The sequence below is a fragment of the Brevibacillus sp. FSL L8-0520 genome, from assembly GCF_037963895.1.
In the GTDB taxonomy this organism is placed as follows: Bacteria; Bacillota; Bacilli; order Brevibacillales; family Brevibacillaceae; genus Brevibacillus; species Brevibacillus borstelensis.
Genome location: NZ_CP150171.1, coordinates 3763856 through 3788655 on the forward strand (window position 1 = coordinate 3763856; position 24800 = coordinate 3788655).

Annotated in this window: 27 protein-coding genes; 14 read left to right on the plus strand and 13 right to left on the minus strand. The window is 53.1% G+C overall.

The features are described 5' to 3' along the window. The first annotated feature begins 208 nt into the window (after positions 1 to 208). From NSQ24_RS18865 to NSQ24_RS18880, 4 genes are all read left to right on the plus strand, one after another. Positions 209 to 3322 (plus strand): penicillin-binding protein 1A, encoded by a 3114-nt coding sequence (locus NSQ24_RS18865; protein ID WP_003389177.1) that lies wholly within the window; start codon positions 209 to 211, stop codon positions 3320 to 3322. An 86-nt stretch (positions 3323 to 3408) separates the two neighbouring features. Beyond that, positions 3409 to 4041: a hypothetical protein gene (locus tag NSQ24_RS18870; protein WP_003389176.1), complete on the plus strand. Its 633-nt coding sequence runs from the start codon at positions 3409 to 3411 to the stop codon at positions 4039 to 4041. Between the two features lie 70 nt (positions 4042 to 4111). Then, on the plus strand, positions 4112 to 4756 hold the full coding sequence (locus NSQ24_RS18875; protein WP_003389175.1) for a CBS and ACT domain-containing protein: 645 nt from the start codon (positions 4112 to 4114) through the stop codon (positions 4754 to 4756). Beyond that, positions 4753 to 5910, plus strand: coding sequence for an acetoin utilization protein AcuC (locus NSQ24_RS18880; RefSeq protein ID WP_003389174.1), 1158 nt, complete (start codon positions 4753 to 4755; stop codon positions 5908 to 5910). Before NSQ24_RS18875 ends, NSQ24_RS18880 begins: the two co-directional genes overlap by 4 nt. 93 nt (positions 5911 to 6003) lie before the next feature. Here the strand turns inward: NSQ24_RS18880 and NSQ24_RS18885 are convergent, their stop codons facing one another. The 5 genes from NSQ24_RS18885 to NSQ24_RS18905 form a co-directional block, all read right to left on the minus strand. Continuing rightward, positions 6004 to 6933: a 5'-methylthioadenosine/adenosylhomocysteine nucleosidase gene (locus NSQ24_RS18885; protein ID WP_003389172.1), complete on the minus strand. Its 930-nt coding sequence runs from the start codon at positions 6931 to 6933 to the stop codon at positions 6004 to 6006. 32 nt (positions 6934 to 6965) lie between these two features. Continuing rightward, positions 6966 to 7985, minus strand: a complete 1020-nt coding sequence (ccpA, locus tag NSQ24_RS18890; RefSeq protein WP_024982866.1) for a catabolite control protein A — start codon at positions 7983 to 7985, stop codon at positions 6966 to 6968. A 114-nt stretch (positions 7986 to 8099) separates the two neighbouring features. Beyond that, a complete protein-coding gene (locus NSQ24_RS18895) occupies positions 8100 to 8408 on the minus strand; it encodes a metal-sensitive transcriptional regulator (RefSeq protein WP_003389170.1) in 309 nt (102 codons plus the stop codon). Positions 8409 to 8493: 85 nt separating this feature from the next. Further along, positions 8494 to 8733: a DUF3951 domain-containing protein gene (locus NSQ24_RS18900; RefSeq protein ID WP_003389169.1), complete on the minus strand. Its 240-nt coding sequence runs from the start codon at positions 8731 to 8733 to the stop codon at positions 8494 to 8496. A 154-nt stretch (positions 8734 to 8887) separates the two neighbouring features. Beyond that, positions 8888 to 9985, minus strand: a complete 1098-nt coding sequence (locus tag NSQ24_RS18905; RefSeq protein ID WP_003389168.1) for a bifunctional 3-deoxy-7-phosphoheptulonate synthase/chorismate mutase — start codon at positions 9983 to 9985, stop codon at positions 8888 to 8890. Positions 9986 to 10246: 261 nt separating this feature from the next. Between NSQ24_RS18905 and NSQ24_RS18910 the strand changes: the two genes are divergently transcribed. Beyond that, entirely contained in the window at positions 10247 to 12427 is a 2181-nt protein-coding gene (locus NSQ24_RS18910; protein WP_024982867.1) for a cell division protein FtsA, read from the plus strand. A gap of 66 nt (positions 12428 to 12493) precedes the next feature. Here the strand turns inward: NSQ24_RS18910 and ytxJ are convergent, their stop codons facing one another. The 3 genes from ytxJ to NSQ24_RS18925 all read right to left on the minus strand — a co-directional run bounded on the left by ytxJ (position 12494) and on the right by NSQ24_RS18925 (position 13936). Beyond that, on the minus strand, positions 12494 to 12820 hold the full coding sequence (ytxJ, locus tag NSQ24_RS18915) for a bacillithiol system redox-active protein YtxJ (RefSeq protein ID WP_003389166.1): 327 nt from the start codon (positions 12818 to 12820) through the stop codon (positions 12494 to 12496). Positions 12821 to 13011: 191 nt separating this feature from the next. Further along, positions 13012 to 13410 carry a hypothetical protein gene (locus NSQ24_RS18920; protein ID WP_024982868.1) on the minus strand — a complete coding sequence of 133 codons (399 nt, stop codon included), beginning with the start codon at positions 13408 to 13410 and terminating at the stop codon, positions 13012 to 13014. Positions 13411 to 13699: 289 nt separating this feature from the next. After that, the gene (locus tag NSQ24_RS18925; RefSeq protein ID WP_003389164.1) at positions 13700 to 13936 is read right to left on the minus strand and encodes a hypothetical protein; all 237 of its coding nucleotides are present in this window, start codon (positions 13934 to 13936) and stop codon (positions 13700 to 13702) included. Positions 13937 to 14109: 173 nt separating this feature from the next. Here NSQ24_RS18925 and NSQ24_RS18930 point away from each other — a divergent pair, with 173 nt between their 5' ends. Next, positions 14110 to 14205 (plus strand): YjcZ family sporulation protein, encoded by a 96-nt coding sequence (locus NSQ24_RS18930; RefSeq protein ID WP_024982869.1) that lies wholly within the window; start codon positions 14110 to 14112, stop codon positions 14203 to 14205. 224 nt (positions 14206 to 14429) lie between these two features. Next, positions 14430 to 15542 carry an aminopeptidase gene (locus NSQ24_RS18935; RefSeq protein ID WP_003389162.1) on the plus strand — a complete coding sequence of 371 codons (1113 nt, stop codon included), beginning with the start codon at positions 14430 to 14432 and terminating at the stop codon, positions 15540 to 15542. Between the two features lie 97 nt (positions 15543 to 15639). Here the strand turns inward: NSQ24_RS18935 and NSQ24_RS18940 are convergent, their stop codons facing one another. Continuing rightward, on the minus strand, positions 15640 to 16176 hold the full coding sequence (locus tag NSQ24_RS18940) for a PadR family transcriptional regulator (RefSeq protein ID WP_003389161.1): 537 nt from the start codon (positions 16174 to 16176) through the stop codon (positions 15640 to 15642). A 276-nt stretch (positions 16177 to 16452) separates the two neighbouring features. On the opposite strand from NSQ24_RS18940, the gene NSQ24_RS18945 reads away from it, so the two are divergent. After that, on the plus strand, positions 16453 to 17025 hold the full coding sequence (locus NSQ24_RS18945; RefSeq protein ID WP_339166375.1) for a trypsin-like peptidase domain-containing protein: 573 nt from the start codon (positions 16453 to 16455) through the stop codon (positions 17023 to 17025). Here NSQ24_RS18945 and NSQ24_RS18950 read toward each other — a convergent pair. Next, positions 16935 to 18080: a YheC/YheD family protein gene (locus tag NSQ24_RS18950; RefSeq protein ID WP_339168063.1), complete on the minus strand. Its 1146-nt coding sequence runs from the start codon at positions 18078 to 18080 to the stop codon at positions 16935 to 16937. The genes NSQ24_RS18945 and NSQ24_RS18950 overlap by 91 nt on opposite strands. 231 nt (positions 18081 to 18311) lie before the next feature. Between NSQ24_RS18950 and NSQ24_RS18955 the strand changes: the two genes are divergently transcribed. The 3 genes from NSQ24_RS18955 to NSQ24_RS18965 all read left to right on the plus strand — a co-directional run bounded on the left by NSQ24_RS18955 (position 18312) and on the right by NSQ24_RS18965 (position 20529). Further along, positions 18312 to 18632 (plus strand): helix-turn-helix domain-containing protein, encoded by a 321-nt coding sequence (locus NSQ24_RS18955; RefSeq protein ID WP_024982871.1) that lies wholly within the window; start codon positions 18312 to 18314, stop codon positions 18630 to 18632. Positions 18633 to 18784: 152 nt separating this feature from the next. Further along, complete coding sequence (locus NSQ24_RS18960) at positions 18785 to 20233, plus strand: recombinase family protein (RefSeq protein WP_171506898.1); 1449 nt, start codon at positions 18785 to 18787, stop codon at positions 20231 to 20233. Then, positions 20170 to 20529, plus strand: a complete 360-nt coding sequence (locus NSQ24_RS18965) for a trypsin-like peptidase domain-containing protein (RefSeq protein WP_269320786.1) — start codon at positions 20170 to 20172, stop codon at positions 20527 to 20529. The genes NSQ24_RS18960 and NSQ24_RS18965 overlap by 64 nt, the downstream gene beginning before the upstream one ends. 80 nt (positions 20530 to 20609) lie before the next feature. Here the strand turns inward: NSQ24_RS18965 and NSQ24_RS18970 are convergent, their stop codons facing one another. Together NSQ24_RS18970 and NSQ24_RS18975 are read right to left on the minus strand one after the other, a co-directional pair. Further along, positions 20610 to 20756 (minus strand): hypothetical protein, encoded by a 147-nt coding sequence (locus tag NSQ24_RS18970; protein WP_003389155.1) that lies wholly within the window; start codon positions 20754 to 20756, stop codon positions 20610 to 20612. A gap of 63 nt (positions 20757 to 20819) precedes the next feature. Next, positions 20820 to 21101 (minus strand): DUF2325 domain-containing protein, encoded by a 282-nt coding sequence (locus NSQ24_RS18975; protein WP_339166376.1) that lies wholly within the window; start codon positions 21099 to 21101, stop codon positions 20820 to 20822. 251 nt (positions 21102 to 21352) lie between these two features. On the opposite strand from NSQ24_RS18975, the gene NSQ24_RS18980 reads away from it, so the two are divergent. Together NSQ24_RS18980 and NSQ24_RS18985 are read left to right on the plus strand one after the other, a co-directional pair. Next, positions 21353 to 21946 (plus strand): IMEF encapsulin system ferritin-like cargo protein, encoded by a 594-nt coding sequence (locus tag NSQ24_RS18980; RefSeq protein WP_194247035.1) that lies wholly within the window; start codon positions 21353 to 21355, stop codon positions 21944 to 21946. A 53-nt stretch (positions 21947 to 21999) separates the two neighbouring features. Next, positions 22000 to 22848, plus strand: coding sequence for a family 1 encapsulin nanocompartment shell protein (locus NSQ24_RS18985; RefSeq protein ID WP_003389152.1), 849 nt, complete (start codon positions 22000 to 22002; stop codon positions 22846 to 22848). Between the two features lie 86 nt (positions 22849 to 22934). Here NSQ24_RS18985 and NSQ24_RS18990 read toward each other — a convergent pair whose 3' ends face one another. Further along, a complete protein-coding gene (locus NSQ24_RS18990) occupies positions 22935 to 24134 on the minus strand; it encodes a PLP-dependent aminotransferase family protein (RefSeq protein ID WP_003389151.1) in 1200 nt (399 codons plus the stop codon). A gap of 165 nt (positions 24135 to 24299) precedes the next feature. On the opposite strand from NSQ24_RS18990, the gene NSQ24_RS18995 reads away from it, so the two are divergent. Then, the gene (locus NSQ24_RS18995; protein ID WP_327970299.1) at positions 24300 to 24569 is read left to right on the plus strand and encodes a hypothetical protein; all 270 of its coding nucleotides are present in this window, start codon (positions 24300 to 24302) and stop codon (positions 24567 to 24569) included. Positions 24570 to 24800 lie beyond the last annotated feature (231 nt).

The following is a 24800-nucleotide window of genomic DNA, read 5'->3' on the forward strand; positions in this document are numbered from 1 at the left end:
CCTCCGCCACTTTCGTCCGGCTGATCCATGCCACTTTCCCTTTCATCCGCTTGTCACTTGCTACTGTCGCCGTTCGACGCTGTTTTGCATTTTACTCGCAAAAAATTATAAGGCTATTTTGGCATAACGCCCCGACGGTGTCAACTCAGACCCGCTATCCTCGCGGTTCCTCCTATGGTATAATCAGGATGCTAGGGGGTCGTAGATCATGTCGAACAACCACACTTCTTCCTCTGAATCGACAAAGAAAAAACGCCGACGAGGCCGCAGACGAATGGTGACGCTGATCGTCTCGGGCCTGTTTCTCTTAGGACTCATGGGTGGCGTTTTGGCAGGAGGAATTCTGGCAGGCTACGTTGCCGCCCTTGTGAAGGACGAGCCTGTACGCAGCAAAGCAGAGTTGGCCGAGAAAATTTTCACCAACTATTTGACCGGCTTTGCCTACTACAATGACGGTACGCTGATCGGTCCGCTCCGTGCAGCCGAGGGCGACCGGCGTTTGGTGAAAAAGTCGGAAGTATCGCCTCATCTGATCAATGCGGTCATTGCGACGGAAGACAAAAATTTCTTTCACCACAAAGGAGTGGTCTTGCAATCCACGCTGCGGGGAGCCTATCAGGACTTTACCAACCAGCCGGTCGTAACCGGAGGCAGCACGCTCACCCAACAGCTGGTCAAAAACACGATCCTCTCCCAGGAAGTAAGCCATTCCCGGAAGGTTCGCGAAATCTTCACCGCGATCCGCATCGAGCGCATGTTTTCCAAGGATCAGATTCTGGAAGCCTACCTGAATGAAATCTATCTCGGCAAAAACGTGAACGGCTCTGTTGTTTACGGCGTTCAGGCAGCTGCCAAAGGGATTTTCAACAAGGATGTGAAGGACCTCGATTTGGCAGAGGCCTCTTACCTGGCGGGAATGATTCAAAACCCCGGGATGTATACACCGTTTACGAGCGAAGGATACCAGCGCGGCAAGGACCGCCAGAAAATGGTGCTCGAGCGCATGCAGGAGAACGGCTACATAACACAGGCACAGTTCGACGAGGCCCTCAAGACTGATCTCACTCCCCGCCTGGCCGCGCCCACAAAGCAGGCCTACAGGGAGGTCCCGTTCCTGATGATGGACATCGAGGAACGCGCAGCACGGGCACTGGTGGATGCCGATCTGAAAGAAAAAGGGCGCGACAAGGAAACAGTCGGCCGCAATGAATACCGCCAGTTGGTCGAAGAAAAACGGCGCGACATCCTGACACGGGGCTACAAGGTATATACCACGATTCACAAGGATGTATACAAGTTCATGCAGCAAATCGCAGCCGATCCGAAAAATTTCGGCCAAAACCGGACCTACACCATCCGCCGTTCCAACGGGAAGACAGAAAAGATTGAAAACGCGCTGGAAGAAGTGGGTGCAATGCTCATCCACAACAAAACCGGCGCCATTCTGGGGATGATCGGGGGGCGCGACTTCAAGGTAGAGCAGACCAATCACGCGACTGCTCCGCGTCAACCGGGGTCGGCGATGAAGCCTTTGGCTGCCTATGCCCCCGCCTTTGAGCTGGGAATCCTGCAGCCTGGATCACCGATCGACGACTCGCCGCTCGTCCTCGCTGACGGGCGCAACGGATCGCACATGCCCATGAACTGGAACAACAAATACCAGGGCGTGGTAAGCGCCAGAGAAGCGCTGCGCCAATCGTGGAATATCCCGGCGATCAAGACTTACCTGAAAGTCGGAATCCCGACCGCTCTGGAGTACGTAAAAAAAATGGGCGTAACCACACTGGTGGAAAATGACAATTACGCAGCCACTGGGGTTATCGGCGGTCTGAGCTACGGTTTGACTGTCGAAGAAATTACCAATGCTTATGCTACCTTTGCGAATCACGGTTCGTTTGTCGATGCCTACCTCATCGACCGGATCGAGGACAGCCAGGGCAAAATCGTCTATCGTCACGAAAGCCAGCCCGTGCAGGTGTACAGTGAACAAACAGCATACCTGATCACTGATATGCTCCGCACCGTCGTCAATGCCGGGACGGGCAACCACATTCGCAAATACGTGCCGCGCAAGGTAGATGTAGCAGGCAAGACGGGAACGACCAACAATTCCAATGACCTCTGGTTTGTCGGGTATACCCCTGAGGTCTCCTTGGGCGTATGGGTCGGCTACGATGAGCCGTATCCGATGCCTGACAAGGACAAGTACGTGCCGATGGTCGTCTGGGGCAAAATCATTAAAGAAATCGGCGAAAAGTATCCCGAGCTGTCGCCGCCGGATGCCACTTTCAAAAAACCGGCCGGGATCGTCAGCGCTACGATAGACAGCAAGTCGGGCCTTTTGCCGAGCGAGCTGTCGAAAGAAGCCGGGCATCTGATAACCGATCTGTTTAATCGCCAGTTTGTCCCGACAAAAGTGGACGATGCCCATCAACGGGCACGAATCGTTGAATACAACAATGTCCGCTATCTGGCCAAGGAAGGGACGCCGGACGATTTCGTGACAGAAGGAATTTTCTTCCGTTCACCAGACCCGGCACCAGACGGCAAGCAAGTGCTCGAGGTCACGGACAAGAACAGGAAGACTTCAGCCAAGCCGCCGGATTGGGATCAGCGGCTGCCTGAGAAAGAAGACCCCCGGACGGAAACGGGTGGTCCGCCCGCTCCGCCGAGCAACGTCAAGGCTTCCAAATCGGGCAATCAGACGGTTCTCAGCTGGCAATCCGGCGGAGAAGCTGATCTCCTCGGCTATCGGGTCTATCGGGCCGATCCGCAAGTGGGCTTCGTGCAGATCGCTACCGTCAAGGATCCTGCAATCGTTACCTATACAGACGCAGGCGGCAGCGGCTTGAACGGGTACTACATCACATCTGTGGATATCAGCGGACAAGAATCATCGCCTTCTGCGATCGCTTCTGCCGACTCCTCTGCCGGTACATGGGAGGTTCCCGTGCCGCCAAACGGTATCGGACAGCCTGATGCTATTCCGCCGGATGTACAGGTACCGCCAACCGGCGAGACGAACGAAGGCAATGGTGGCCAGCAGCCTTCCAATGCTCCGCCCTCTGCTCCCCAATCCTTGACGATGTCCACCTCGTCCGATGGTTGGAAGCTGCAATGGAAGGCAAACCGCAGCAGTGAACAGGTCATTGCCTACAACGTGTACTACAGTCCCGATCCTGCGAGCGGATTCCTTTTGATCGACACGGTGACGGGTACCAGCTATATCAACAAATCCGGAGATGTGGCCGGCTCATACTATGTCACAGCCGTAAATAGTTACGGAGAATCGTCACAATCCAACAGCGTAACAGCGAACTAAACTGAATACAGCTAGAGATGAGAAACACACAACAGAGATGGTAGCTTGCTTGCCATCTCTGTTTTCCTACTACGGGAGGTGACCGAATGGAACACATCAAGAGATACTACTCCAAGCATGTCGCAATAAACGGCAAAAGCCTGCTGGTGGAGGGCCCCGTTCCAGCGGATCGTTTGGCGGCTATGCGATTTGACGATGGCCTGAAGGCGTTTCGGATACCGGAAGAACAGCACAAAGCGCTGGTGGAGATCGCGGCACTGCCTGAAGGTCGCATCGTACTCGTCCGGGACGGGGATCTCGTGCTCGGTTATGCTACCTTTCTCTATCCGGACCCGATGGAGAGGTGGTCCCAGGCCAGGCTCCCTGATCTGCTGGAGCTCGGAGCGATTGAAGTGAGCCAGAGCATCCGTGCGGGAGGCGTGGCCAAAGCCCTGCTGGAGGTGGCTTTCTCGGATGACGCGTTGGAGGATTATATCGTCATTACGACGGAGTACTACTGGCATTGGGATTTGAAAGGAACCGGCCTAGATGTGTGGCAGTACCGTAAAGTGATGGAGAAAGTGATGGGCAGCGCCGGAATGGTCTGGATGGCTACGGATGATCCGGAAATCTGCTCGCATCCGGCAAACTGTTTGATGGCCCGCATCGGCAAGCGCGTCCCGCCGGAGAGCGTGGCTGCCTTTGACGCCATGCGGTTTCAGAATCGTTTCTTATTTTAGCTCCTGGCATCACTGCTTTACGAGATTCTGTCAGCTTTGATCTCAATTACGAATGGAGAGATAATCTTTCATGCGTATCGAAAGCATTATGCGTAGACAGGTCATCACCGCAAGTCCGACGACCACGATCGGCGAAGCCTTGCAGCTGCTCCGTGAAAATAAGATTCGACACCTGCCCGTAGTAGAACAGGAACGTCTCGTCGGCATTCTTTCCGACCGCGACCTGCGGGAAGCCCTCCCTTCCATTCTGTTGCCGAAAAAAGACGACGAGACCATTTTTGGCAAGCCCGTTTCCGAGATTATGAAGCGCCAGGTCCTCACTGCCCATCCGCTGGATTTCATCGAGGATGCGGCCGTGCAGATCTACGAATCCAAAGTTGGGTCGCTTCCCGTCGTGGAAGGAAACCGCTTGGTTGGCATCATCACGGAATCGGATTTGTTCAACAGCTTGATCGAGCTTTTTGGCGTAAACAAGCCGAGCTCGCACATCGAGGTGGAGGTGGACGACCGCGTGGGAATGCTTGCGGAAGTAAGCCAGGTGTTCCGGGAAGCCCAGGTCAATGTATCCAGCATCGTCGTTTTCCCCGGGTCCAAGCCGGCGAAGAAAAGTCTCGTCTTTCGCGCTCAAACCATTGACCCCCGCCCGATCGTCCAAAAGCTGCGCGACCATGGCTTCACCGTCATCGCGCCCGGGGAAGGAGGGACCAGCCATTGAGCCGCAACGCTCGTCTGATCTACTCTCCGGACTACACCCAGTATTACTTCAATGATGAACACCCTTTCAACCAGCGCCGTCTTCTGTTGACCCATGATCTGATGAGCGCTTATGGCTTACTGACTGACGCCGATATCCTGCCTCCGCGGATGGCCACGGATGATGAACTGGCGCTGGTGCACGACCGGCGCTACATCGATTTTGTTCGCGAACAGGGACATAGCGACAAAGAACTGCCTGCAGCAGCCAGCTATGGTCTGGGGACGGAGGATGTTCCCTGTTTTCCGCAAATGCATGAAGCTTCCGCCCGGATCGTCGGCGGTACGCTGCAAGCGGTAGACGCTGTCATGACCGGCCGTGCCGAGCATGCGTTCAATCCCGCTGGCGGTCTGCACCACGCTTTCCGCGGCCGGGCTTCCGGGTTTTGCATCTACAACGACTGCTCCGTGGCAATCGCTTATATGCGCAAGCATTGGAATGCGCGCGTCCTCTATATCGACACGGACGCCCATCATGGCGACGGGGTGCAATGGGCTTTTTACGACGATCCCAACGTCCTGACCGTCTCGATTCACGAAACGGGAAAGTACTTGTTTCCCGGTACCGGCAACCTGACGGAACGCGGAGATGGAAGCGGATACGGCTATTCGGTAAACGTCCCTTTGGATGCGTTTACAGAGGACGATTCGTTCCTCGATGTTTATCGGGATTTGCTTCCGAAGCTGGCCAGAGGCTTTCAACCGGATGTCATTCTGACACAAAACGGCTGTGACGCCCATGCTTACGATCCGCTTACGCACCTTTCCTGCTCCATGAGGATTTATCAGGAAATCCCGCGTCTGGCCCATCAACTCGCCCATGAGTATTGCGACGGAAAATGGATCGCAGTCGGCGGCGGCGGCTATGATATCTGGCGGGTCGTTCCCAGGGCCTGGACCTTGTTGTGGAGCGAGATGAGCGATCAACCACTTGCAGACGGGCCTTTGCCGGTTAATTGGCTTGCCCGCTGGCAGCCTCTGAGTGAAGAAAAGCTTCCGGACAGGCTGTTCGACACCCCGTTTCCGCCGATCCCCCGCCGAGCCGAAATCACCGAGAAAAATCGGGTGACGCTGGAGAGAGCCAAAATGTACGCGCCGATCACAGATGGAGACTGAATTTGACCAAATCGCAAGAATAATGAGGAATTTCACCTTCGCATATACAAAAAACCGGCCTCTCAGAGACCGGTTTTTTCACTGTCGAAACGATTATGAACGTCCGTCCACCAATTTTTCCAGCTCTGCTGGCTGGAAGCCTTTTACTGCCTTGTCCCCGACCACGGTGACCGGCACTCCCATGAAGCCAAAACGTTCTACTTCCTCCTGGAACGTCCGGCTGGTCATGACATCGCGCACCTCAAAGGCAAGTCCCTTCGCGGTCAGCCAATTTTTCACCATATCGCAGTCGATGCAGTTTTTCGTCGAGTACACGATGACTGCGGGTGTCATCGCTCTCAGCATACGCTGGACCATAGAGTAGGAGCGCTCGGATGCTAGCTTGGTAAACTCCGGAAAATTGACGTGTGCAGAGCCATCTGCCTTATCCGACATCGACCGAACGACGACAAAGGGAATGCCGTTCATCGAGCATACTTGTCCGACCGCAGCCCCCTCCATCTCGGTGCAATGGGCACCAAACTGCTGATGGAGCTGCTGTACCTTTTCGCGGTCGGCCACGAACTGGTCGCCGGAGAGGATACGGCCGGTCGTGACTTGAACACCGGCTTCGAGCTCCTTGCCCGCTTTGACTGCCAGATGGATCAAGCCCGGGTCTGCCTCCCAGACGGATTTCTCCGTAAACGGAATTTGCCCTGGCGCAAACCCGAGCGGCGTCACATCGATATCATGCTGGATACAGTCTGTCGAAACGACAATGTCGCCGATGTTCAGCTCCGGATGCAGCGCGCCCGCTACCCCGGTAAAAATGACGCTGTCCACCTTGTACTGGTCGATCAGGATTTGCGTGGTAACAGCAGCGTTTACTTTTCCCACGCCTGATTTGCACAGGACGATTGTACTGCCTTCCCATTCGCCTTCGTAATATGTGATCCCCGCCTTTTCAGAAGCAGTCGTCCCTGTCATGTTCTCCATGTACAAGGCGATTTCTTCATCCATGGCGCCGATTATTCCGATTCTCATTGCTGTCCTCCTCTTGCTGCAGTGATGCAGCCTTAGCTCGTAGCTGTCACTCGCGGCCTGGTGCTTTCCCGATACTCAATCCGGTGCGGCAGCAAAACGACATGCTCGTCGACTTGTTCGTTGTTCATGTATTTGGTGAGCAGTCGCATCGCAACGGCACCGATATCATACATCGGCTGTACGACCGAGGTCAGGCGAGGACGCACCATTTCGACCAATCGAATGTTGTCGTGACCGATCACCTCGAGGTCTTCGGGAACGTTCAGGCCGGCATCCTGCGCCGCGTGAATTGCCCCGATGGCCATCTCATCGTTGGCCGCAAACACAGCCGTAGGCCGTTTCTCCAGTGTGAGGAATTGGCCTGTTGCCTGCAAGCCGGACTCATAAAACAGATTGCCTTGCGTGACCAATGCGTCATCAACCGGCAGACCCGCATCTTCGAGCGCACGCTTGTAGCCCTGATAGCGCATCAAGCCGCCAAGCGGGTCGTTCATCGGCCCGGTAATCATGGCGATCCGCTCATGTCCGTGGTCGATCAATTCCTTGGTGGCATCGTAAGCAGCCTGGAAGTGATCGATCGTGACCGAAGGCAGCGTGTTGTCGGCGTCTCTCGTAGCTGCCAGCACCGTAGGGACGGAGGAAGAAGTCAGAGCTTGCAGGTGATCCTCTTTAATCTCCGCTCCCATGAACAACAACCCGTCCACCTGCTTTTCCAACAGGGTGTTGATCAATTGAAGCTCTTTCTCCAGGCGCTGGTCAGAGTTGCACAAAATAATATTGTATTTGTACATCGTCGCGATGTCTTCGATCCCGCGTGCCAATTCGGAAAAGAACAAACTGGAGATATCCGGAATGATGACACCGACCGTAGTTGTCTTCTTGCTCGCCAAACCGCGTGCGACTGCATTGGGACGGTATCCGAGGCGCTCAATGGCAGCCAAGACCTTTTTCCTTGTCAGCGGTTTTACGTTCGGATTTCCGTTAACGACTCGGGACACTGTCGCCATGGAGACCCCTGCTTCCCGAGCCACGTCATAGATAGTTACCGGCATCACACACCCTCACTTTCCCCATTTTATGGTTTTCATAGTGTTTTCATAAATGTATGCACCTATGATACGACAAGCAGTGTCCGGTTGCAATTGTTTTCCGGACACGGCTCCCCGTCATTTCATCAATTTATTCATCGTTTTCAAAAGCTCGTCGATCACTTCGTTGTCGCCTTGTTGGATCCGCTCCATGACACAGCTTTTCATGTGCCCTTCCAGCAGTATTTTTCCGACGGCATTCAGCGCAGATTGAACGGCGGCGATCTGGTTGAGGATATCGTCGCAGTAGACATCCTTTTCCACCATGCCGCGAATGCCGCGAACCTGTCCCTCAACTCTGTTCAGACGGGAGATCATATTTGCCTTGATCTTGTCTGCCCGCGGCGTCGACCGCTCTGACGAACAGCAATGGCCCTGCTCACTCATAAACATGCTCCTTCCCCCGAAGTCCATCTGTTATGTTTTAGCTTACTGGTTGCGAGGTTTTTCGTCAAATGAAAGGATGTCCCAGCTACACCCGGAACCGCCTGGAACGTTCATTTTTATCGAAGCCGTCTCCCTGACCGGCGTGTTCTTCCTGCTCTTCCTTTTCCTCATGAAACTCCACGTTCGTCTGGCCGGCAATATAATCAAACGGGGTGTAGCTGTGAGAAATGCTTTGCTTGCGGACAAATGCCTTGTAGCCGGCTATAGCGAGAGATGCGAGAATCAAAAGCGTAAAAACAATCATGGCTGCATTCATTGCAAGCATTTCTCGTCCCCCCTTTGTTTCTCTTAGTTATACGCTTTTTTAGCGGGGAGGTTTCCATTATAGCTGCTTTCGAGCGTGTCGGCTTTCAAAAAGAGCTTTCCCGCAATCGGGAAAGCTCTTTTGGTGCATCCAGTTTCAGTTATCCGCTTGCGGTTTATCTTTCTACGGCAATCTTTGCTTCCTTATATAATCCCGAAGCAAGCAATTGATCCACGATTTCGTTGAACTGCGGAATGTTGACCTGCTGCTTGGCGTCGGAGAGGGCCACATCCGGGTCAGGATGGACTTCCAGCATGACACCGTCTGCTCCCACAGCGAGACCTGCCTTGGCCGTAGGGAGGAGCAGATCGCGGCGGCCGGTAGAGTGAGTGACGTCTACGAAAACAGGAAGATGCGTCTCCTGCTTCAAAAGCGGCACTGCGGAGATGTCCAGCGTGTTGCGGGTCGCTTTTTCGTACGTGCGAATACCGCGTTCGCAGAGCATGACTTGGGTATTGCCTTCGGACAAGATGTACTCGGCAGCGTAGATAAATTCCTCGATCGTCGCAGACAAGCCGCGCTTCAGCAAAACCGGATGATTGAGGCGTCCCACAGCTTTCAGCAGCTCGAAGTTTTGCATGTTGCGGGCGCCGATCTGGATCACGTCGATGTATTTGGTTGCCATCTCCAGGTCGGCAGGCGTCACGATCTCGCTGATGGTGACGAGGTTGAATTCGTCGCCGATGCGTTTGAGAATCTGCAGGCCTTCTTCACCCAGGCCTTGGAAGTCGTAAGGCGATGTGCGAGGCTTGAACGCGCCGCCGCGCAATACGCGAAGTCCCCGTTTGACGTGGTTTTCCGCCACTGCCCGGACTTGCTCATAGCTTTCGACCGAACACGGTCCGGCGATCAGAAGCGGTTCGCCTCCGCCAAACTCTACTCCTTTGATGGTAAGTACGGTGTCCTCCGGCTGCTTCTTGCGGCTCACAAGCAGGACTTTCTTGTTGTCGTCCTTTTGCAAGTCGAGGGAAGCCTGGAAAATCTGTTTGAAGAGGTGACGGATGGTATTGTCGGTAAAAGGTCCGTTGTTGTTTTCCACCAGCAGGTTCAACATTTCGCGCTCGCGCTCCGGATCAAAACGATTGATCCCCTGCTTCAGCTTTTCCTTCCCCAAGTCTTGGACAAGAGCTGCCCGTTTGTTGATTAAGGCGAGAATCTCCAGGTTGATCTCGTCTATCTGTTTGCGCATGGTTTCGATTGGATCATGTGCCATTCGTCTCCACTCTCCTTTTCTCTTCTAGTTTGTAGGCTTTTTGAAATAAATTAGGCTTATTATAATGGATCGAAACCCCTTTGTCAGCAGTTTAGCGCCAAAAAGCGCGAAAGTAAATTGTAAAGTATTTTATAGCGTTTTCAAAATTTTCTTGTAGGAATAAGAAGATTCCTTGATTCGACAGGATTCTCCCCGTTTCGAGTCGAATAACATACACATTCATTTCCCGGAATTTCCACCGGTAAGAGGAGTGACATCCCATTGTCAGACCATGAACAATCATCGTCAGAAGAGCTGATTTTTGCTTTGGATATCGGAACCCGCAGCGTAGTAGGGCTGATCGTGGAACCCTGTGGAGAACAATTTCGCGTGATTGACTGCACCGTCCGCGAGCACGACGAACGCTCGATGCTGGACGGTCAAATACACGATGTGATCGCCGTTTCCAAAGTCATCGGAAAAATAAAAGAAGAGTTGGAAATAAAGCACGGGCCGCTCAAGCGGGTAGCTGTCGCTGCGGCGGGCCGCTCGCTTCGGACAAAGCGCGTGAGGATGGACATTCATCTGTCGCGTCACGCAGCCATTGCCCGTGACGATGTCCTGACATTGGAGTTTTCCGCCGTACAGGAGGCACAGGCACAGTTGGCCCAGGAGCTGAATGAACAGGACGTGACTCGCTATTACTGTGTCGGGTACAGCGTGGTCAATTACTTTCTGGATGGAGAATTGATCGGCAACCTGATCGACCAGCGCGGTGAAACAGCCAGTGCAGACGTGATTGCGACGTTTTTGCCACGTGTCGTCGTGGATTCTCTGCTGGCTGCCTTGAACCGCTGCGGACTGGACATGCAGGCGCTCACGCTGGAGCCGATCGCTGCCATCAACGTCCTCATCCCGGTCACGATGCGCAGGCTGAACATCGCGCTTGTCGACATCGGCGCCGGCACATCTGACGTCGCCTTGACCGAGGAGGGAGCGATTACCGCGTACGGGATGGTGCCCGTCGCCGGTGACGAAATTACCGATGCTCTCATGAACGCATTCCTGCTCGACTTCCCGATGGCCGAGGAAGTAAAGCGCGCCCTCACCGGCTCCGAGATGATTACGTTCACGGATATTCTCGGACTTGAACAGACGCTGCCGAGCGAAGAGATCGTAAAAGCAATCGACAAGGAGATCAACCATCTCGCCGGAAAAATCGCGATGAAGATCCTCGAGCTCAACGGCAAGCCTCCGCAAGCCGTGATGCTGATCGGCGGCGGCAGCCTGACACCCAAGCTGACGGAACGGGTCGCAGAGGCACTCGGGCTGCCGGCAGCGCGAGTCGCGGTCAGAGGAGCGGATGCCATCCGCCAATTTGTCGGCGAGCATCCGCTGCTGAACGGACCGGAATTCGTAACGCCAGTAGGGATTGCGGTCGCTGCACAGCGGCATCCGGTGAAGTACGTAACCGTCACCGTCAACGACAGTCCCATCCGCATCTTCGATCTGCGGAAAATGACCGTCGGTGACGCTTTGATCGCTGCCGGTCTGGATATTCGCCGTCTGCATGGCCGTCCGGGAATGGCGATCACCCTGACCGTCAACGGCCGGATGAAGATGATCCCCGGCGGGCATGGAACCGCTCCTGTCATCATGAAAAACGGAGAGGCTAGCGGTCTGGACGCACCGATCATGGAAGGCGACCGGATCGTGGCAGAGGCGGGATCAGACGGAGAAGACGCCAAGGCTCAAGTGATCGATTTGATGGACAAGCTGGATACGCTGGAGCTGACCGTAAACAGCCAGCCGCTTTCCTTGGGCCCAATCGCGCTGGTGAATGGCCAGCCCCATCCGCTAGACGCCGAGCTGGCTGACCGGAGCGAGGTTGTCATCCGTTTGCCGCGAACGGTAGAAGAGGTTTTGCGCGAATCCGGCATGCTTTCTGCGGCATCTGCCGACGCGGCCGCCGAAACCGTTCAATTCAGCGTAAACGGCCGTGAGTATTCCTTGTCATCCCGACAGACAGTCGTGGAGATAAACGGCAAGGCAGCTTCTCTCAGCGACTTTGTCAGACCTGGAGATGAGCTGATCTTCCGGGAGGAGCCGCTCGAGCTGCCGGCGATCCGCGACGTCATTCCGCCGGAGGAATGGGTGCAGGAGTCGATGACCGTCCACTTCAACGGCACTCCCGTATCGATCGCGCTTTCTTCCCTGTCGATTACGATGAATGGCCGCCCTGCCGAGCAGCACGAACGGGTAGAGGACGGTGCGATCATTACCGTAAAGGCGACACAGCCTGCCGCGCCCGTATTCAGCGATGTCTTCCGCTATGTTGACGTCTCGCTGGAAAAACCGGCGACGGATGGCCTCACCAGGCTCGTCATGCTGATAAACGGAGAGCCCGCTTCTTTTCATAGCGAGCTGCAGGCGGGCGACAAACTGGAATTGTACTGGGAATAGCTTTTGAGAGAAACGTTTGACCGAATAGAAAAACGGGCTGGCGCCATATGCCAACCCGTTTTTGGTTTACCCGTTAATCGCTTCGGCTATCGCAGCTTTGGTGATTTTCCAGTGCGATGTGTGCCATTTGACCTGGCCGTCCTCCAGCAGAAAAATCTGCGGGGACTCGTGCGTAATCGCGAAACGCTCGGCAACGGCATTGGATACGGGACGATCCTCCCGCACGAGAATAACCGCTGACGGCACGTCCTGTTCACGCAAAAATGCTTGAAATTCCTCGTAGGCAGTCGTGCTGATCGGGCAGACCGTACTATGCTTGAACAGCAGGCGCTTGCCTGTTTCCGACACAAACTGGTCCAATTCCTCCAGGGAATGAAGCTGATTTACTGACATTGGCGTATCGCTCCTCTCATCACTCCTATGTGGTTCATAGTATACGGAAAAGAAATGCGGAAGTCCATGCTTCCGGTGCACCCGCCAGCCCACAATCGCGATGCATTCTTTCCGTATCGAAAAGCATTCTTTCCGCATTTTGAAGCGATAACAAAAAGAGCCGTCCTAGCAAACAGGACAACTCTCCACAGTCAAATCATGATTTTGGTCAAACGCTGCCGGAGCTCTCGCATCCACTCCTGATCCCCAAGCGATTGCGCAAGCAAAAACAGGTCCAACAGTTCATTTACCCGCTCTTCCAAAGCCTGCCGAACCGTAGCATCCTCTTCTTGGTTCGCAATCAATACCAGCAAATGAGAGAGTTCTGACACGTCTTCAAATTCGATGTTCTGCCGCTCCGGATACTGGCCCAGGTTCTCCATCAATTCTTTCAGGTCTTCCTTGACTACGTCGACGACCTGGGAATGGGAGCAGTGATCATTCTGACAGACTTGCACCGGTACATTCAAGATTTTGACCCTTTTCCGGTACACGACATTTCGCAGCATGATCTCCATGTCTCTCCCACAGCGGCTGCATTTCTTGTGCATGTGTTCACCTCTATCCTGCCTTATGTATGCTCCCTTACGTATTCGATTTAACAGGGTTCAATCCTGCTAAAACAGGGGTGGTACATGGTGGATAGAGTGGCAGACACAAGCAAAAGCGATGCCCCTGTAAGAGACATCGCTTTTGCCCGATCAGGGGCTGATGCTCCCGGATCTTCGATGAAACCTGTTGTTGCCGCCATTTCGCCATGCCCTTCTGCGAGCATGGTCCCCCCGGCTAAACCTTTCCCCCTTTTTTCTTAGCGGCAGCGGGAAAAGTTACCTGGATTACTCAAGCGTAAATGGCGTTCACTTTTTCGCAATGGGGACAGACTGCGACTTTTCCGGAGCGTCCTGCTTCATCTTCGACCCGGTACCCGGTAATCTTTTCGGAAAAACAGAACAGACACTCCGTATTAAAATCCATATCGTATTGCGCTTTCCACACAATCGATTTGAAGTCTTCTCCCACGTTGATCAAAACGGGTTCCAAAAAATAATGGTCCATGCCGGACAAGGCTTTGCGCATGACAAATGCCATCCTTTCGTTTCGCGTCGTACTTTCGTATCCTCTAGCTTTTCCATGTTTTCAGAATAATATACTTCGGAAAAATGGGCGTTTGCCCTTGTTACGGCATTGTGCGAAAACCCATATGTTATGGATGTAAGCACTGACGCTTAACAAACAAAGGAGGATGTTTAATGAGTAGCATCTTTAACGGCAACCTTGACGACTTCACTCTGGTGTTGATCCTGTTTATCCTGTTGGTAATTGTCGGCTGCTCTTGTGACAATTAATCAGCACTAGTGGAACATAAGGGCCAATGATTGCATATATATTAGGACCGGATCCTGAATAGCGCGTTTCATACGCATGCTGCCCTGTCGACGGGTAGCTTTTTTCTTTTCTTCACGAGTTAGAAAAAAATTTTTTATCGCTTGCATAGCGGTTTCTGGCAAAGCCAGATTTTCTCATGTTACAATACTGTATGAACGCTACTGAAAGCGAGGTACACTCACCCATGAAAGATCCCCGTTTGGAAAAGCTGGCCAATGTTCTGGTCAATTACTCGACCCGCGTACAAAGCGGTGAAAACGTTCTCATCTATGCCGTCGGTTCTGTTTCCGAACTGACTCGCGCCGTCATCAGGGAAGTGTATGCAGCAGGAGGCAATCCTTTCGTACAGCTGATCGATCCTACGATTCAGCGTGAACTGCTTCTTCACACCAATGAAAAGCAACTGGAAATCATGCGCGAGGCTGACGTGTCCTTCATGAAGAAGATGGACGTCTACATCGGCATTCGCGGCGGCGACAACATCAATGAATACGCTGATGTTCCCGGCGACAAGATCCAGTTGAGTTCCAGACTGCACACGCGCCCGGTACTGGATGTGCGTGTTCCTGAAACAAAATGGGTCGTCCTCCGCTACCCGAACGCTTCGATGGCCCAGTTGGCCAACATGAGCACGGCAGCCTTTGAAGATTTCTATTTCGATGTCTGCACGCTGGATTACGGAAAAATGGATAAGGCGATGGACAGCCTCGTCGAACTGATGGAGAAAACCGACAAGGTCCGCATCGTAGGTCCTGGCACCGATCTGAGCTTTTCCATCAAAGGCATTCCTGCGATCAAATGCGCCGGGGAAGCCAATATTCCGGACGGGGAAGTGTTTACCGCACCTGTTCGCGACTCTGTCAACGGCGTCATCTCCTACAATACGCCGTCTCCTTACCAAGGCTTTACATACGACAATATCAAGCTGACCTTCAAGGATGGCAAAATCGTCGAAGCGACCGCCAACGATACGAAAAAGATCAACGAAGTATTCGACACAGACGAGGGCGCCCGTTTCATCGGGGAATTTGCCATTGGCGTCAATCCTTATATCCAAAATCCGATGAAGGACATCCTGTTTGACGAAAAAATCGACGGCAGCTTCCACTTTACGCCGGGTCAAGCCTATGACGAAGCGTTTAACGGCAACAAGTCCTCCATTCACTGGGATCTGGTCTGCATCCAACGCCCTGAGTGGGGTGGCGGTGAAATCTGGTTTGATGACCGCCTGATTCGCAAGGACGGCCGTTTTGTCGTACCTGAGCTGGAGTGCCTCAATCCGGAAAACCTGAAATAAAACACGAAAAAGCGAAAGGCGTCTATACGGCCCTTTCGCTTTTTTTATTTGTTCTGAGCACGCATCATTGGGGGTCCTTCACTTGGGTTCCTGGCTTTTAAGCCATGTACGCATGCTCCTTTTTCAATAGAGCCGGCATTTTTTCTTCCAGGAAAGAAATCGTCATTTCCAGGTGATGAATCGTATATTCCCAACAAAACTTTTGATAATCGTCAAAAGTGTCCTGCAATTTCGCGTACGAGTCCCGGCTTTGCTTCAGCATGTTATGCTGAAGCTCCAGACAGCTCTCCATCAGCTCTTTCTGCTCTGCCTCGGTGCGGCTGTTTCCGAAGAAAATTTTTACCAGCATATCGGAACGAAGAACGGGCGGCAAAATTGCAGACTGAATCTCCTGGTTGAATGTCGCCTTGCCCGCTTCTGTAATCCGGTACAAAATCTTGTTCGGCTTGCCCGATTGAATGATTTCCTGCTTGGTCACATAGCCCTCTTCCTCCAGCTTGCGCAGAGCCGGATAGATCGCGCCGAAGCTGGCATCGTAGAAAAAGCCGATGCTGCTTGAAAAAGCCTGCTTTATGTCATAGCCGCTCATTTCACCATAATTCAGAAAACCGAGTATGATTGTTTTTACGTCCATCTCTCTACATCCTCCAATACCCTAAGCATCTCCATGTTTCCGCCGCGAAATCGTCAATTCTGGAAACGGAAGGTTTCCGTATATTGCGAAATCGCTTGTATTGTTCGAAATATTCTTTACCCAATTATAAGTGTTCCTTTATAAATATACCAATGCTAATTCTTTATTATATCAATTAAAAATATTGATATATCCCACTGATTATATTTGGGCGTCCCATACCTCCGCACTCGCCATAAGATGATACATACCTATCTGCTTTAGGGGGAGAGAGACGTGAAAAGTAAAAAGTGGAACAACTATGCCAGAGCCAAATACCCCGCGAGCAACAGTTTGCACCCCTTCAACTTCTTCGTTCCCATTATCGAACGGGTAAGGGACGGCGTTGTTTCCATCGTCACAGAAGATAATCATCAGACCAACAACGTAGAAGACCTGATTCGCAGTCTGGTCTCCGATGATCCGCCCTTTGCTTCCGAGCGGAGTTACGGTTCCGGCTTTCTCTTTCATCCCAAAGGGTATATCCTGACCAGCGAACACGTCATCGGAAAATCGCGTACCATCCTTGTCAAACTATACAATGGGCGTGTCTTTGAGGCGAAGCGGGTACTGGCTGATCGCGTCCGCGATTATGCTGTTATCAAGATTGATGCGGATTGCAAGCTGCATCCATTGCGGCTCGGTGACTCTTCGGAGACAAAAGTAGGTGAATGGGTCATCAGCATTGGTTCACCGCCTGTTGCTATAGCGGCAAACCGTCATGGGGGGTCTCCACCGCTTCGTTCCGGGTTTGGCTCCCGCCTTTTTCGACCGCCTTTCGTCTGCACCTGTCCGGAGTTGATCAGATGAAGCGCAAAGGAGACGGGGCGGGCGATCGCTTCTTCATACGTGCGCGTATCCCCCATCTGCCTGAAGATTTCCCGGCCCGGCTTGGGGTTTACTTCGATCAGCCAGACTCTTCCGGCTACATCCACCCCTACGTCCAGACCAAACTCCATCATCCGCCCAAATTTTTCCTCCAGGACAGACGCTATCTCGTGGGCCATCCGGTGGCACTCCTGCTGGATAAGCTTTGTCCGCTCCGGACCGAACCGCTTGCCCACGAACGACTGGAATGAAATGGCCTTCCCCCCTCCGTGCAGATTGGAAATGGAGCTGCCCGTCTCCCCGAGGCGTACTCCAGAGCCAGTCACCTCCCACTCTCCAGCGCTGTTTTTTTGGATCAAAAGGCGTACATCAGCGACGCGGCCCGGCACCAGCGAAAGATCGAGCCCCTGCTGCACGAGAAAGTTCCCGTCTCGAATCCGCTGCTCCCGCACCCACTTTTGAATCCAGCTCTCCACGCCATCCCTGGTCGCAAAGCTAGCCTTCCGTCTTTGCAGCCGGCGATCTCTCCCCTGAATGAGGAAGTGTTTCCCTGCCTGCGAGATCTTGACGATGCTGCGTCCCCCTGTCCCATTGCCCGGTTTTACATAGACGATCGGATAGCGGTCCAGCATCGCCTTTACTTTTCCTTTCGCGTACACGTACGTCTCGGGAATCCATCTTTTGACCCGATCGTCTTTGGCCAAAAGCTCAGTCACCCTCCATTTCTTTCCAAACGGACTGTTGGCAAACTGAAACACCCCGCCATGACGCAGCCGCATGTACGCGTCTTCCCTTTTTCGGTACCGGTCAATGACGACCTCTGGCCACGGAAACAGGCGGCTTTCCCACCCGCCTCCCTTTGCCGGAACGAATCCCCTGATCTTTTTCTCAGCCGTATTCACATCCTGATGGGAAAACAGGAACGTCTCTGCCCCCATTCGCTTTCCTGCCGTCACCAGCCTTCGCAAGTATCCCGGCTCGCCAAACCGTTTCCCTTCTCTCCACGTAAGAATACCGATTACCGGTTTTTTTGACATCAAGACCCACCCTCCGTCTATGTTCTCGAATAGTCTATGTTGAAATGAAAAAAGTGGAGACCCATGGGCTGGAAACGGGCCATCGCCCTTTTTATCGCCAGCGCTTGCATAAGTCCGGACACTCTGGACAAAACAATATAGGCACCAGGTCTCATTGTGTTACTTACTTTATTCAAGTTGATATGCTACAATAAAGAGGAAAACAAGATGTACCACAGAGGTGACACCATCGTGGGTCAAGAATTTGGGAATGAACAGACGTGCCCCAAATACGAAGGAGCTATCAATATTCTCGGTAAGAGATGGACCGGTTTGATTATCAACGTGCTGTTGCGCGGGGCTGTCCGATTCAAGGATATCCGGGAAATGGTTCCGCACATGAGCGATAAAATGCTTTCCGAGCGATTGAAGGAATTGGAGGAGCAGGGCATTCTGGAACGCAAAGTGTATCCGGAAATACCCGTCCGTATCGAGTACGAGCTGACCGACAAGGGGAAGGATCTTCGGCCAGTGATCGACTCCATTCACGAATGGGGGCAAAAGTGGATGTAGCCTCCCCAACAGATCCCTCTCGCCTGCTGCGTTTTCGTCACGAATCGCAGCGGGCTTTTTATTTTCCCCGGCAAAAACTTTCAGCTGTCCAGGCATAGGAAACCCGGCCTGCTTGTAAACTCTAGCAATCCGTTATCCGGGAGGTTGATGCCATGAGGACAGCTGTGTACATTCGCGTCAGTACGGAAGAACAGGCTTCCGACGGGTTTTCCATGGCTGCTCAGAAAGAACGGCTGACTGCCTACATCAGCTCGCAGGGCTGGACGCTTTCCAACATCTATGCTGACGAGGGCTTCAGCGCCAAGGATACGAAAAGGCCGGCCCTGCAGCGAATGCTCGGCGACATTCGTTCCGGAAGCATCGATGTCGTCCTGGTCTACCGGCTGGATCGGCTCACCCGGTCTGTTCTCGACTTGTACCGGTTGCTTCAGGATTTTGAGAAATACGGTGTCCGCTTTAAAAGCTGTACAGAGGTGTACGATACGACAACAGCCATCGGCAGACTGTTTATCACACTGGTAGCCGCCCTGGCCCAGTGGGAGCGGGAAAACCTCGGAGAGCGGGTCAAATTGGGCATGGAGCAAATGGCGCGGGAACGAAAACGCCCGGGCGGTCCTCCTCCCTACGGCTACATGCTGCATCACCATCAGCTCATACCCCATCCCGAGGAAGCCAAAGTGGTCAGCCGCATGTATCAGCAATACCTTTCCGGTTATACGCCTGGCCAGATTGCAGAGAAAGCCAATCGGGACGGACATTTGGGCAAGCATGGCGGAAAATGGAGCGGCAGCACGGTGACTCGCCTGCTGCGCAATCCGGTGTACTACGGAGCGCTTCGCTGGAACTACGCGGAAGCTGGCGGACAGCAGAACAAGCGGGACGAATGGATTCTGGTTGAAGACGCCCATCCGGCGATTGTCGATCGGGAAACGTTCCTCAAGGTACAGGAACGGATGGGGCTGCGGCAGAGAACGCATCCGAGAGTCCTTTCCTCTCCGTTTGTTTTTTCCGGCTTGTTATACTGTGCCCGCTGCAAAGCCGAGATGCGCGGGAAAACAGCAGATATCCGCAAAGGCGGCGGAAAGCGGTATCGTCACATCTATTACCTGTGCAAAAACAGAGCCAACGGCATTTGTCAGGCGCCTGCACTCCGGGAAGACCGGCTGGAGGACGAGGTGCTTGGGCAGCTTTCTTCTGCACAAGAGGAAATGGGCTCGGTCTTTCGCCGCATCGTTCAGGAGAGGTGCAGGTCCTCTACAGCGGCTGCCGATGATCGCAAGCAGCTTACCAAAAAACGGCAGCGCTGGATGAAAGCGTATGAGGCAGGCGTGATTACGCTGGAGGAGCTCGCAGCAAGGCAGCAGGACTTGAGGCGGTTGGAGCAGGAGATGTCTTCGGGTGGAAATGAGGCTTTCTTTGCTCCCGGAGCAATCGACTGGCGGCAATGGACAGATTGGAAATGGATATGGCAGCAGGCTGCGCGTGAAGAACGCCGGCATTTGGCCCTGCTGTTGTTGGAGCGAGTGGAGGCAGAGGCTTGGACGACCCAAGGAAAAAAGAAGCAGCGTACGGTGAAAGTGCGGGCCATTTTTTACCGGTAACGGCAAAGATGTTTGCTCCTACAGGAACAGACGGTTCACCGCTCGGTTTGGAAAACTCCGTCACAGCGGGCATCATCAGTGCAAAAAATCGCCGTCTCCATGTCGCCAAACGAATGTATGACGAAATTTTCCAGACCGATGCCGCCATCAATCCCGGCAACAGTGGAGGTCCCTTGATCAATCTGAATGGAGAAGTCGTAGGGCTAAACGCGTTTATCATCCAGTCCAGCCAATGCCTTGGATTTGCCATCGGAATCGATGCATTGAAACAGCAGTTGGATCAATTTGTGTTTTAGAGGAAAGGTCCCGCCAAGTCCCCGGCTCCGTTCCGTCGGAGCCCTCGGCCTGGCGGAGCCAATTTCAAAGCAAAACCCCGTCACTGGGACGGGGCCTGTTTTTCAAAAGCGATCAGGTAGACATCTGTGCCTTCTTTGGTGATCTCTTCTTCCGCTGCTCGCAGATGCTGAAGCTGCTGCTCGGACAGTTTGGCAATCGGCAATTCGTCAAGCTTGTTTTGCTTCACCTTTCATTCCCCCGTTTGGTGTACATATCAGTCTGTAGTCTTTCCACAGCGGGGGGTATGTATTTATGCTCCCTGAACCAAAGCCTTCGCGATCGCCGAGCAGGAACGTTTGCAAAAGAGAATCGGCAGCTCCCTCTCCTTTGCCTGACTTTTTACGGTCTTGGCCAGATTGTGGTTGACGAAATCCGTCAGCACCAAAATCATGTGAATGCCAGTAGGGATTTTTACGCCGGTCTGGGAGTTTTTCCGCCCCGTCACATGATGAATATTGGTAAAACCCTGCTCCTCCAAAAAGTCTACAATATTTCCGAGGCGGTCTCCGCCAATGACGAGAATAGATGACATGTTTTTTCCTCCTAACCTGGTTTATCGACTTTTGTTGTGTATATCTATGGCTTTCATTTCTAATTGATAATGAATATCACTCTTATTGATAAATATTATCATTCCCATTTAGCTTTGACAATACTCTCCATGATAAGTTTTTCAGACTGACACAAACTAGGAGATACATGCAGATAAAGGTTGCCCGGTTTATTTTTCCAACGTTATAATGAAACAAATCACCTGCAAGGAGGTGGCGTCGGGTGCAAGAAATGTCACAACTGCACGCCATATTTTCTCGAACCAGGGGCTATATCGACCGCTTTGCGGAGATTATCCAGCCCATTATCGATGCTGCACAGGACGAGCATACGCGACTCTACTACCACCACATCCTGGAGGAAGAAGAACAGCGCCTCGGCCGTTTGCAGGAGCTGATTCCCTACATAGGCTCGCTCGACGAGGCAAAAAAAGCGGAACAGCTCAGCGACCGCGAACTGTCCCGCCTTTTATCCGACATCAATCTCGAACGGTTCGGCTTGCACAATTTTCGCGAGCATCTGGAGCTATCTTTGTATGAGTTCAAAGACGAGGAAACCCGCCAGCTCCTAAACAGCATGCGCGAATCCACCCAGGAGGACTACCTCCGCGTAAAGGAAATCATGGCAGCGCTAAGCGAGCGTTTCTCGGATGTGCACCGGCCTGACCTGACCGATCATGACGAGGGATACGATATCCACCAGGTGGATCATCTGAAAGCCTCCTCTTCTCCGGCAGTTGCCAATACCGGCAAGACTGCTGCCGCCCCAGCAGCCAAAACAGGCAGAAAGGGCCTGACTGTAGGCAGCTTAAAAGGCATGTTTTAAACTTTGCTTGCAGATTCCGGCAGGTAAACAGAAACGATTTGGAGGTATGTGGAATGGACAAGCTCCGCAAATATCCCGATTCCCCTTTGACTCACGATGAATGGAAGCAACTGGATGAAACCGTTGTTGATATGGCGCGACGCCAGCTGGTTGGCCGCCGCTTTCTCGATATTTACGGCCCGCTCGGTGAGGGCATTCAGACGATTACCAACGATATTTACGACGAGTCCCGCTTTGGCGGATTGAACCTGCGCGGCGAATCGCTGGAAATGACCCAGCCCAGCAAACGGGTCAGCCTGACCATTCCCATCCTGTACAAAGACTTCATGCTGTACTGGCGGGATGTGGCCCAAGCCCGGACATTGGGTATGCCGCTGGATATGAGTGCCGCTGCGAATGCGGCAGCCGGCTGCGCTCTCATGGAGGATGACCTGATCTTCAACGGCTCCCCGGGTCTGGACCTGCCGGGCTTGATGAATGTGAAGGGGCGTCTCACCCACTTGAAGAGCGACTGGATGGAGTCGGGCAATGCCTTTGCCGACATCGTGGAAGCGCGCAACAAGCTGTTGAAGATGGGACACAGCGGTCCATATGCATTGGTCGTCTCCCCTGAGCTGTACTCGCTTCTGCACCGCGTACACAAGGGAACGAATGTACTGGAAATCGAGCACGTCCGCAATCTGGTCACCGACGGCGTCTTCCAATCCCCGACCATCAAGGGCCGATCCGGCGTCCTGGTCGCAACCGGCCGTCACAACCTTGACCTGGCTATTGCGGAAGACTTCGATACGTCCTTCCTCGGAGACGAGCAAATGAACAGCCTGTTCCGCGTCTATGAGTGTGTCGTGCTCCGCATCAAGCGGCCGAGTGCGATCTGCACGTTGGAGGAAACAGAAGAATAATAACCGAGGCTGCAAAAAACAGGGTGCCCCCGTCGTCAAAGACTTCGGGACACCCTGTTTTATTCGATCCACGTATTCATTTATCGCTAGTGAGCGACTAGCTGGCTGTACTCCGCAAACGCTTTGCCCAAGCGGTTGATCGCCAGTTCGGTATGTTCCCGATCCAGCAGCGTATAGTTGAGGCGCATCGTATTCGTTTGAGGCTGGTCCGCGTAGAACGGGATACCGGGAACAAACGCGACGCCTTCCTTGACAGCCTGCGCCAGCAGCTTCTCGGAGTGTACATGCTCCGGCAGCTCTACCCAGAGGAACATTCCGCCTCTCGGTTTATTCCACTTCATGCCGCTGGTTTGACGACAGAGCAGCTCGTGCATCCACTCCATCCGCTCTTTGTACGAGTCGCGGATTTTTTGAATATGGCTTTCCAAATCAAACCGGGACAGCAGCTCATACAGAGCAAATTGGTCGATTGTGCTGGACTGCAAGTCGATTGCCTGCTTGGCTTTTACCATCATCTGAATCACCTGGCTGTCTCCAATCGCCCACCCCGTTCGAAGACCCGGAGCGACGATTTTGGAGAAGGTGCTGGTGTAGACGACAGCCGATCCGTCCGGATGCTCATCGAGAGAAAAAATGCTGCGATAAGGCGCCTCGCCGTCGAACTGGATTTCCCCGTACGGATCGTCTTCCAGAATCAAAATGTTGTTTTCCCGGCATTGTTTCAGCAGTCCCAAGCGTTTTTCCAGACTCCAAACCTTTCCTGTCGGGTTTGCAAACGTCGGAATGACATAGGCCATCTTCGGGCGATATTGTGCGATTTTTCTGGCAAGGTCCTCCATATCCATGCCTTCCGCATCTCCATCCACCGGAATAGCTCGAATGCCGCGAAATTGGAACAGTTGCACGGCCGCGAGATACGTTGGATTTTCTACCAGCACGACGTCGCCTTCGTCCAGATAGACACGGCAGAGCAAGTCGACGGCCTGCTGGGAGCCGGTAGTGATCAGCATGTTTTCTACGCCAACATTCATATGCTTTTGTTTCATGCGGGACGAAACCCATTCCCGAAGCGGAATGTACCCGTCAGTCAAGCCGTATTGCAGCGATTTTGCTCCGTGATCCAGAGCGCGATTGAAGGCTTCTCTCATTTCTTCGATTGGAAAAGAATCCTCTGCCGGCAGGCCGCCTGCCAAAGACAATACTTGATTGCCCTGTGTCAGCTTCAGGATTTCGCGCACGGCCGAGGAGCTGAGTGCGCTGGTTGATTTGGAAAATGAATATTCCATGTTCGGTTCCCCCTAGATTTCGCTTATACCTGTTTTATCACTGCGGCCGTCATAAGTCCAATCTCACAAATCTATCGGCGGAATAGGTTTTAGCTATGTCGAGCGATGGCTCGGTCGAAATCGTCGGATTTTACTCGCGACTACTTTGGTTGGGGGTATCGATGCTTGTGCAGATGTTTCCTGCTTTTCTTTTGGGTGGTAAACCGGGCTGTAGAGGTAAGAAACAGGAGAAAAAGCAAAAGTACGGTGGGACGGGTTTTTGTAGGCAAATTCGAGCCCGTCTGGATAATCGAGTTGAAGGGCTTGGGAAAACTGGAGAGCTTCCCTTACTGGAATCTGTATGACGAAAACGGCAAGCGTTTCGACGTTCGGACCGATTTTGCCAAGACGTACATGGAAGATTCAGACAAGGGGTCGTATTGGTCCAAACCCTGATTGTCAAAGGAATGGAGCAGCCTCCGCAAAAGCTGAAGCTCGCTTTGCAAACCATCGAAACACGGTACATAGACTTGAACTGGCAACCGCCGATCCCGCCTAGTCCATAAAGCTGGCCTGGGGTATCACCTGATTCCATCAAGCCATCATAAAGGCCCTGAGCGATCATAGCTCCGGGCCTTTTGCTTGGGAAGCCATGCTTTATGTTGCAAGTATGGCTTCCGCTATACA

Coding starts and splice junctions, on each gene's coding strand:
- NSQ24_RS18865 (WP_003389177.1), top strand. CDS start 209: ATGTCGAACAACCACACTTCTTCCTCTGAATCGACAAAGAAAAAACGC.
- NSQ24_RS18870 (WP_003389176.1), top strand. CDS start 3,409: ATGGAACACATCAAGAGATACTACTCCAAGCATGTCGCAATAAACGGC.
- NSQ24_RS18875 (WP_003389175.1), top strand. CDS start 4,112: ATGCGTATCGAAAGCATTATGCGTAGACAGGTCATCACCGCAAGTCCG.
- NSQ24_RS18885 (WP_003389172.1), bottom strand. CDS start 6,933: ATGAGAATCGGAATAATCGGCGCCATGGATGAAGAAATCGCCTTGTAC.
- ccpA (WP_024982866.1), bottom strand. CDS start 7,985: ATGCCGGTAACTATCTATGACGTGGCTCGGGAAGCAGGGGTCTCCATG.
- NSQ24_RS18895 (WP_003389170.1), bottom strand. CDS start 8,408: ATGAGTGAGCAGGGCCATTGCTGTTCGTCAGAGCGGTCGACGCCGCGG.
- NSQ24_RS18900 (WP_003389169.1), bottom strand. CDS start 8,733: ATGCTTGCAATGAATGCAGCCATGATTGTTTTTACGCTTTTGATTCTC.
- NSQ24_RS18905 (WP_003389168.1), bottom strand. CDS start 9,985: ATGGCACATGATCCAATCGAAACCATGCGCAAACAGATAGACGAGATC.
- ytxJ (WP_003389166.1), bottom strand. CDS start 12,820: ATGTCAGTAAATCAGCTTCATTCCCTGGAGGAATTGGACCAGTTTGTG.
- NSQ24_RS18920 (WP_024982868.1), bottom strand. CDS start 13,410: ATGCACAAGAAATGCAGCCGCTGTGGGAGAGACATGGAGATCATGCTG.
- NSQ24_RS18925 (WP_003389164.1), bottom strand. CDS start 13,936: ATGCGCAAAGCCTTGTCCGGCATGGACCATTATTTTTTGGAACCCGTT.
- NSQ24_RS18930 (WP_024982869.1), top strand. CDS start 14,110: ATGAGTAGCATCTTTAACGGCAACCTTGACGACTTCACTCTGGTGTTG.
- NSQ24_RS18935 (WP_003389162.1), top strand. CDS start 14,430: ATGAAAGATCCCCGTTTGGAAAAGCTGGCCAATGTTCTGGTCAATTAC.
- NSQ24_RS18940 (WP_003389161.1), bottom strand. CDS start 16,176: ATGGACGTAAAAACAATCATACTCGGTTTTCTGAATTATGGTGAAATG.
- NSQ24_RS18950 (WP_339168063.1), bottom strand. CDS start 18,080: ATGTCAAAAAAACCGGTAATCGGTATTCTTACGTGGAGAGAAGGGAAA.
- NSQ24_RS18960 (WP_171506898.1), top strand. CDS start 18,785: ATGAGGACAGCTGTGTACATTCGCGTCAGTACGGAAGAACAGGCTTCC.
- NSQ24_RS18975 (WP_339166376.1), bottom strand. CDS start 21,101: ATGTCATCTATTCTCGTCATTGGCGGAGACCGCCTCGGAAATATTGTA.
- NSQ24_RS18980 (WP_194247035.1), top strand. CDS start 21,353: ATGTCACAACTGCACGCCATATTTTCTCGAACCAGGGGCTATATCGAC.
- NSQ24_RS18985 (WP_003389152.1), top strand. CDS start 22,000: ATGGACAAGCTCCGCAAATATCCCGATTCCCCTTTGACTCACGATGAA.
- NSQ24_RS18990 (WP_003389151.1), bottom strand. CDS start 24,134: ATGGAATATTCATTTTCCAAATCAACCAGCGCACTCAGCTCCTCGGCC.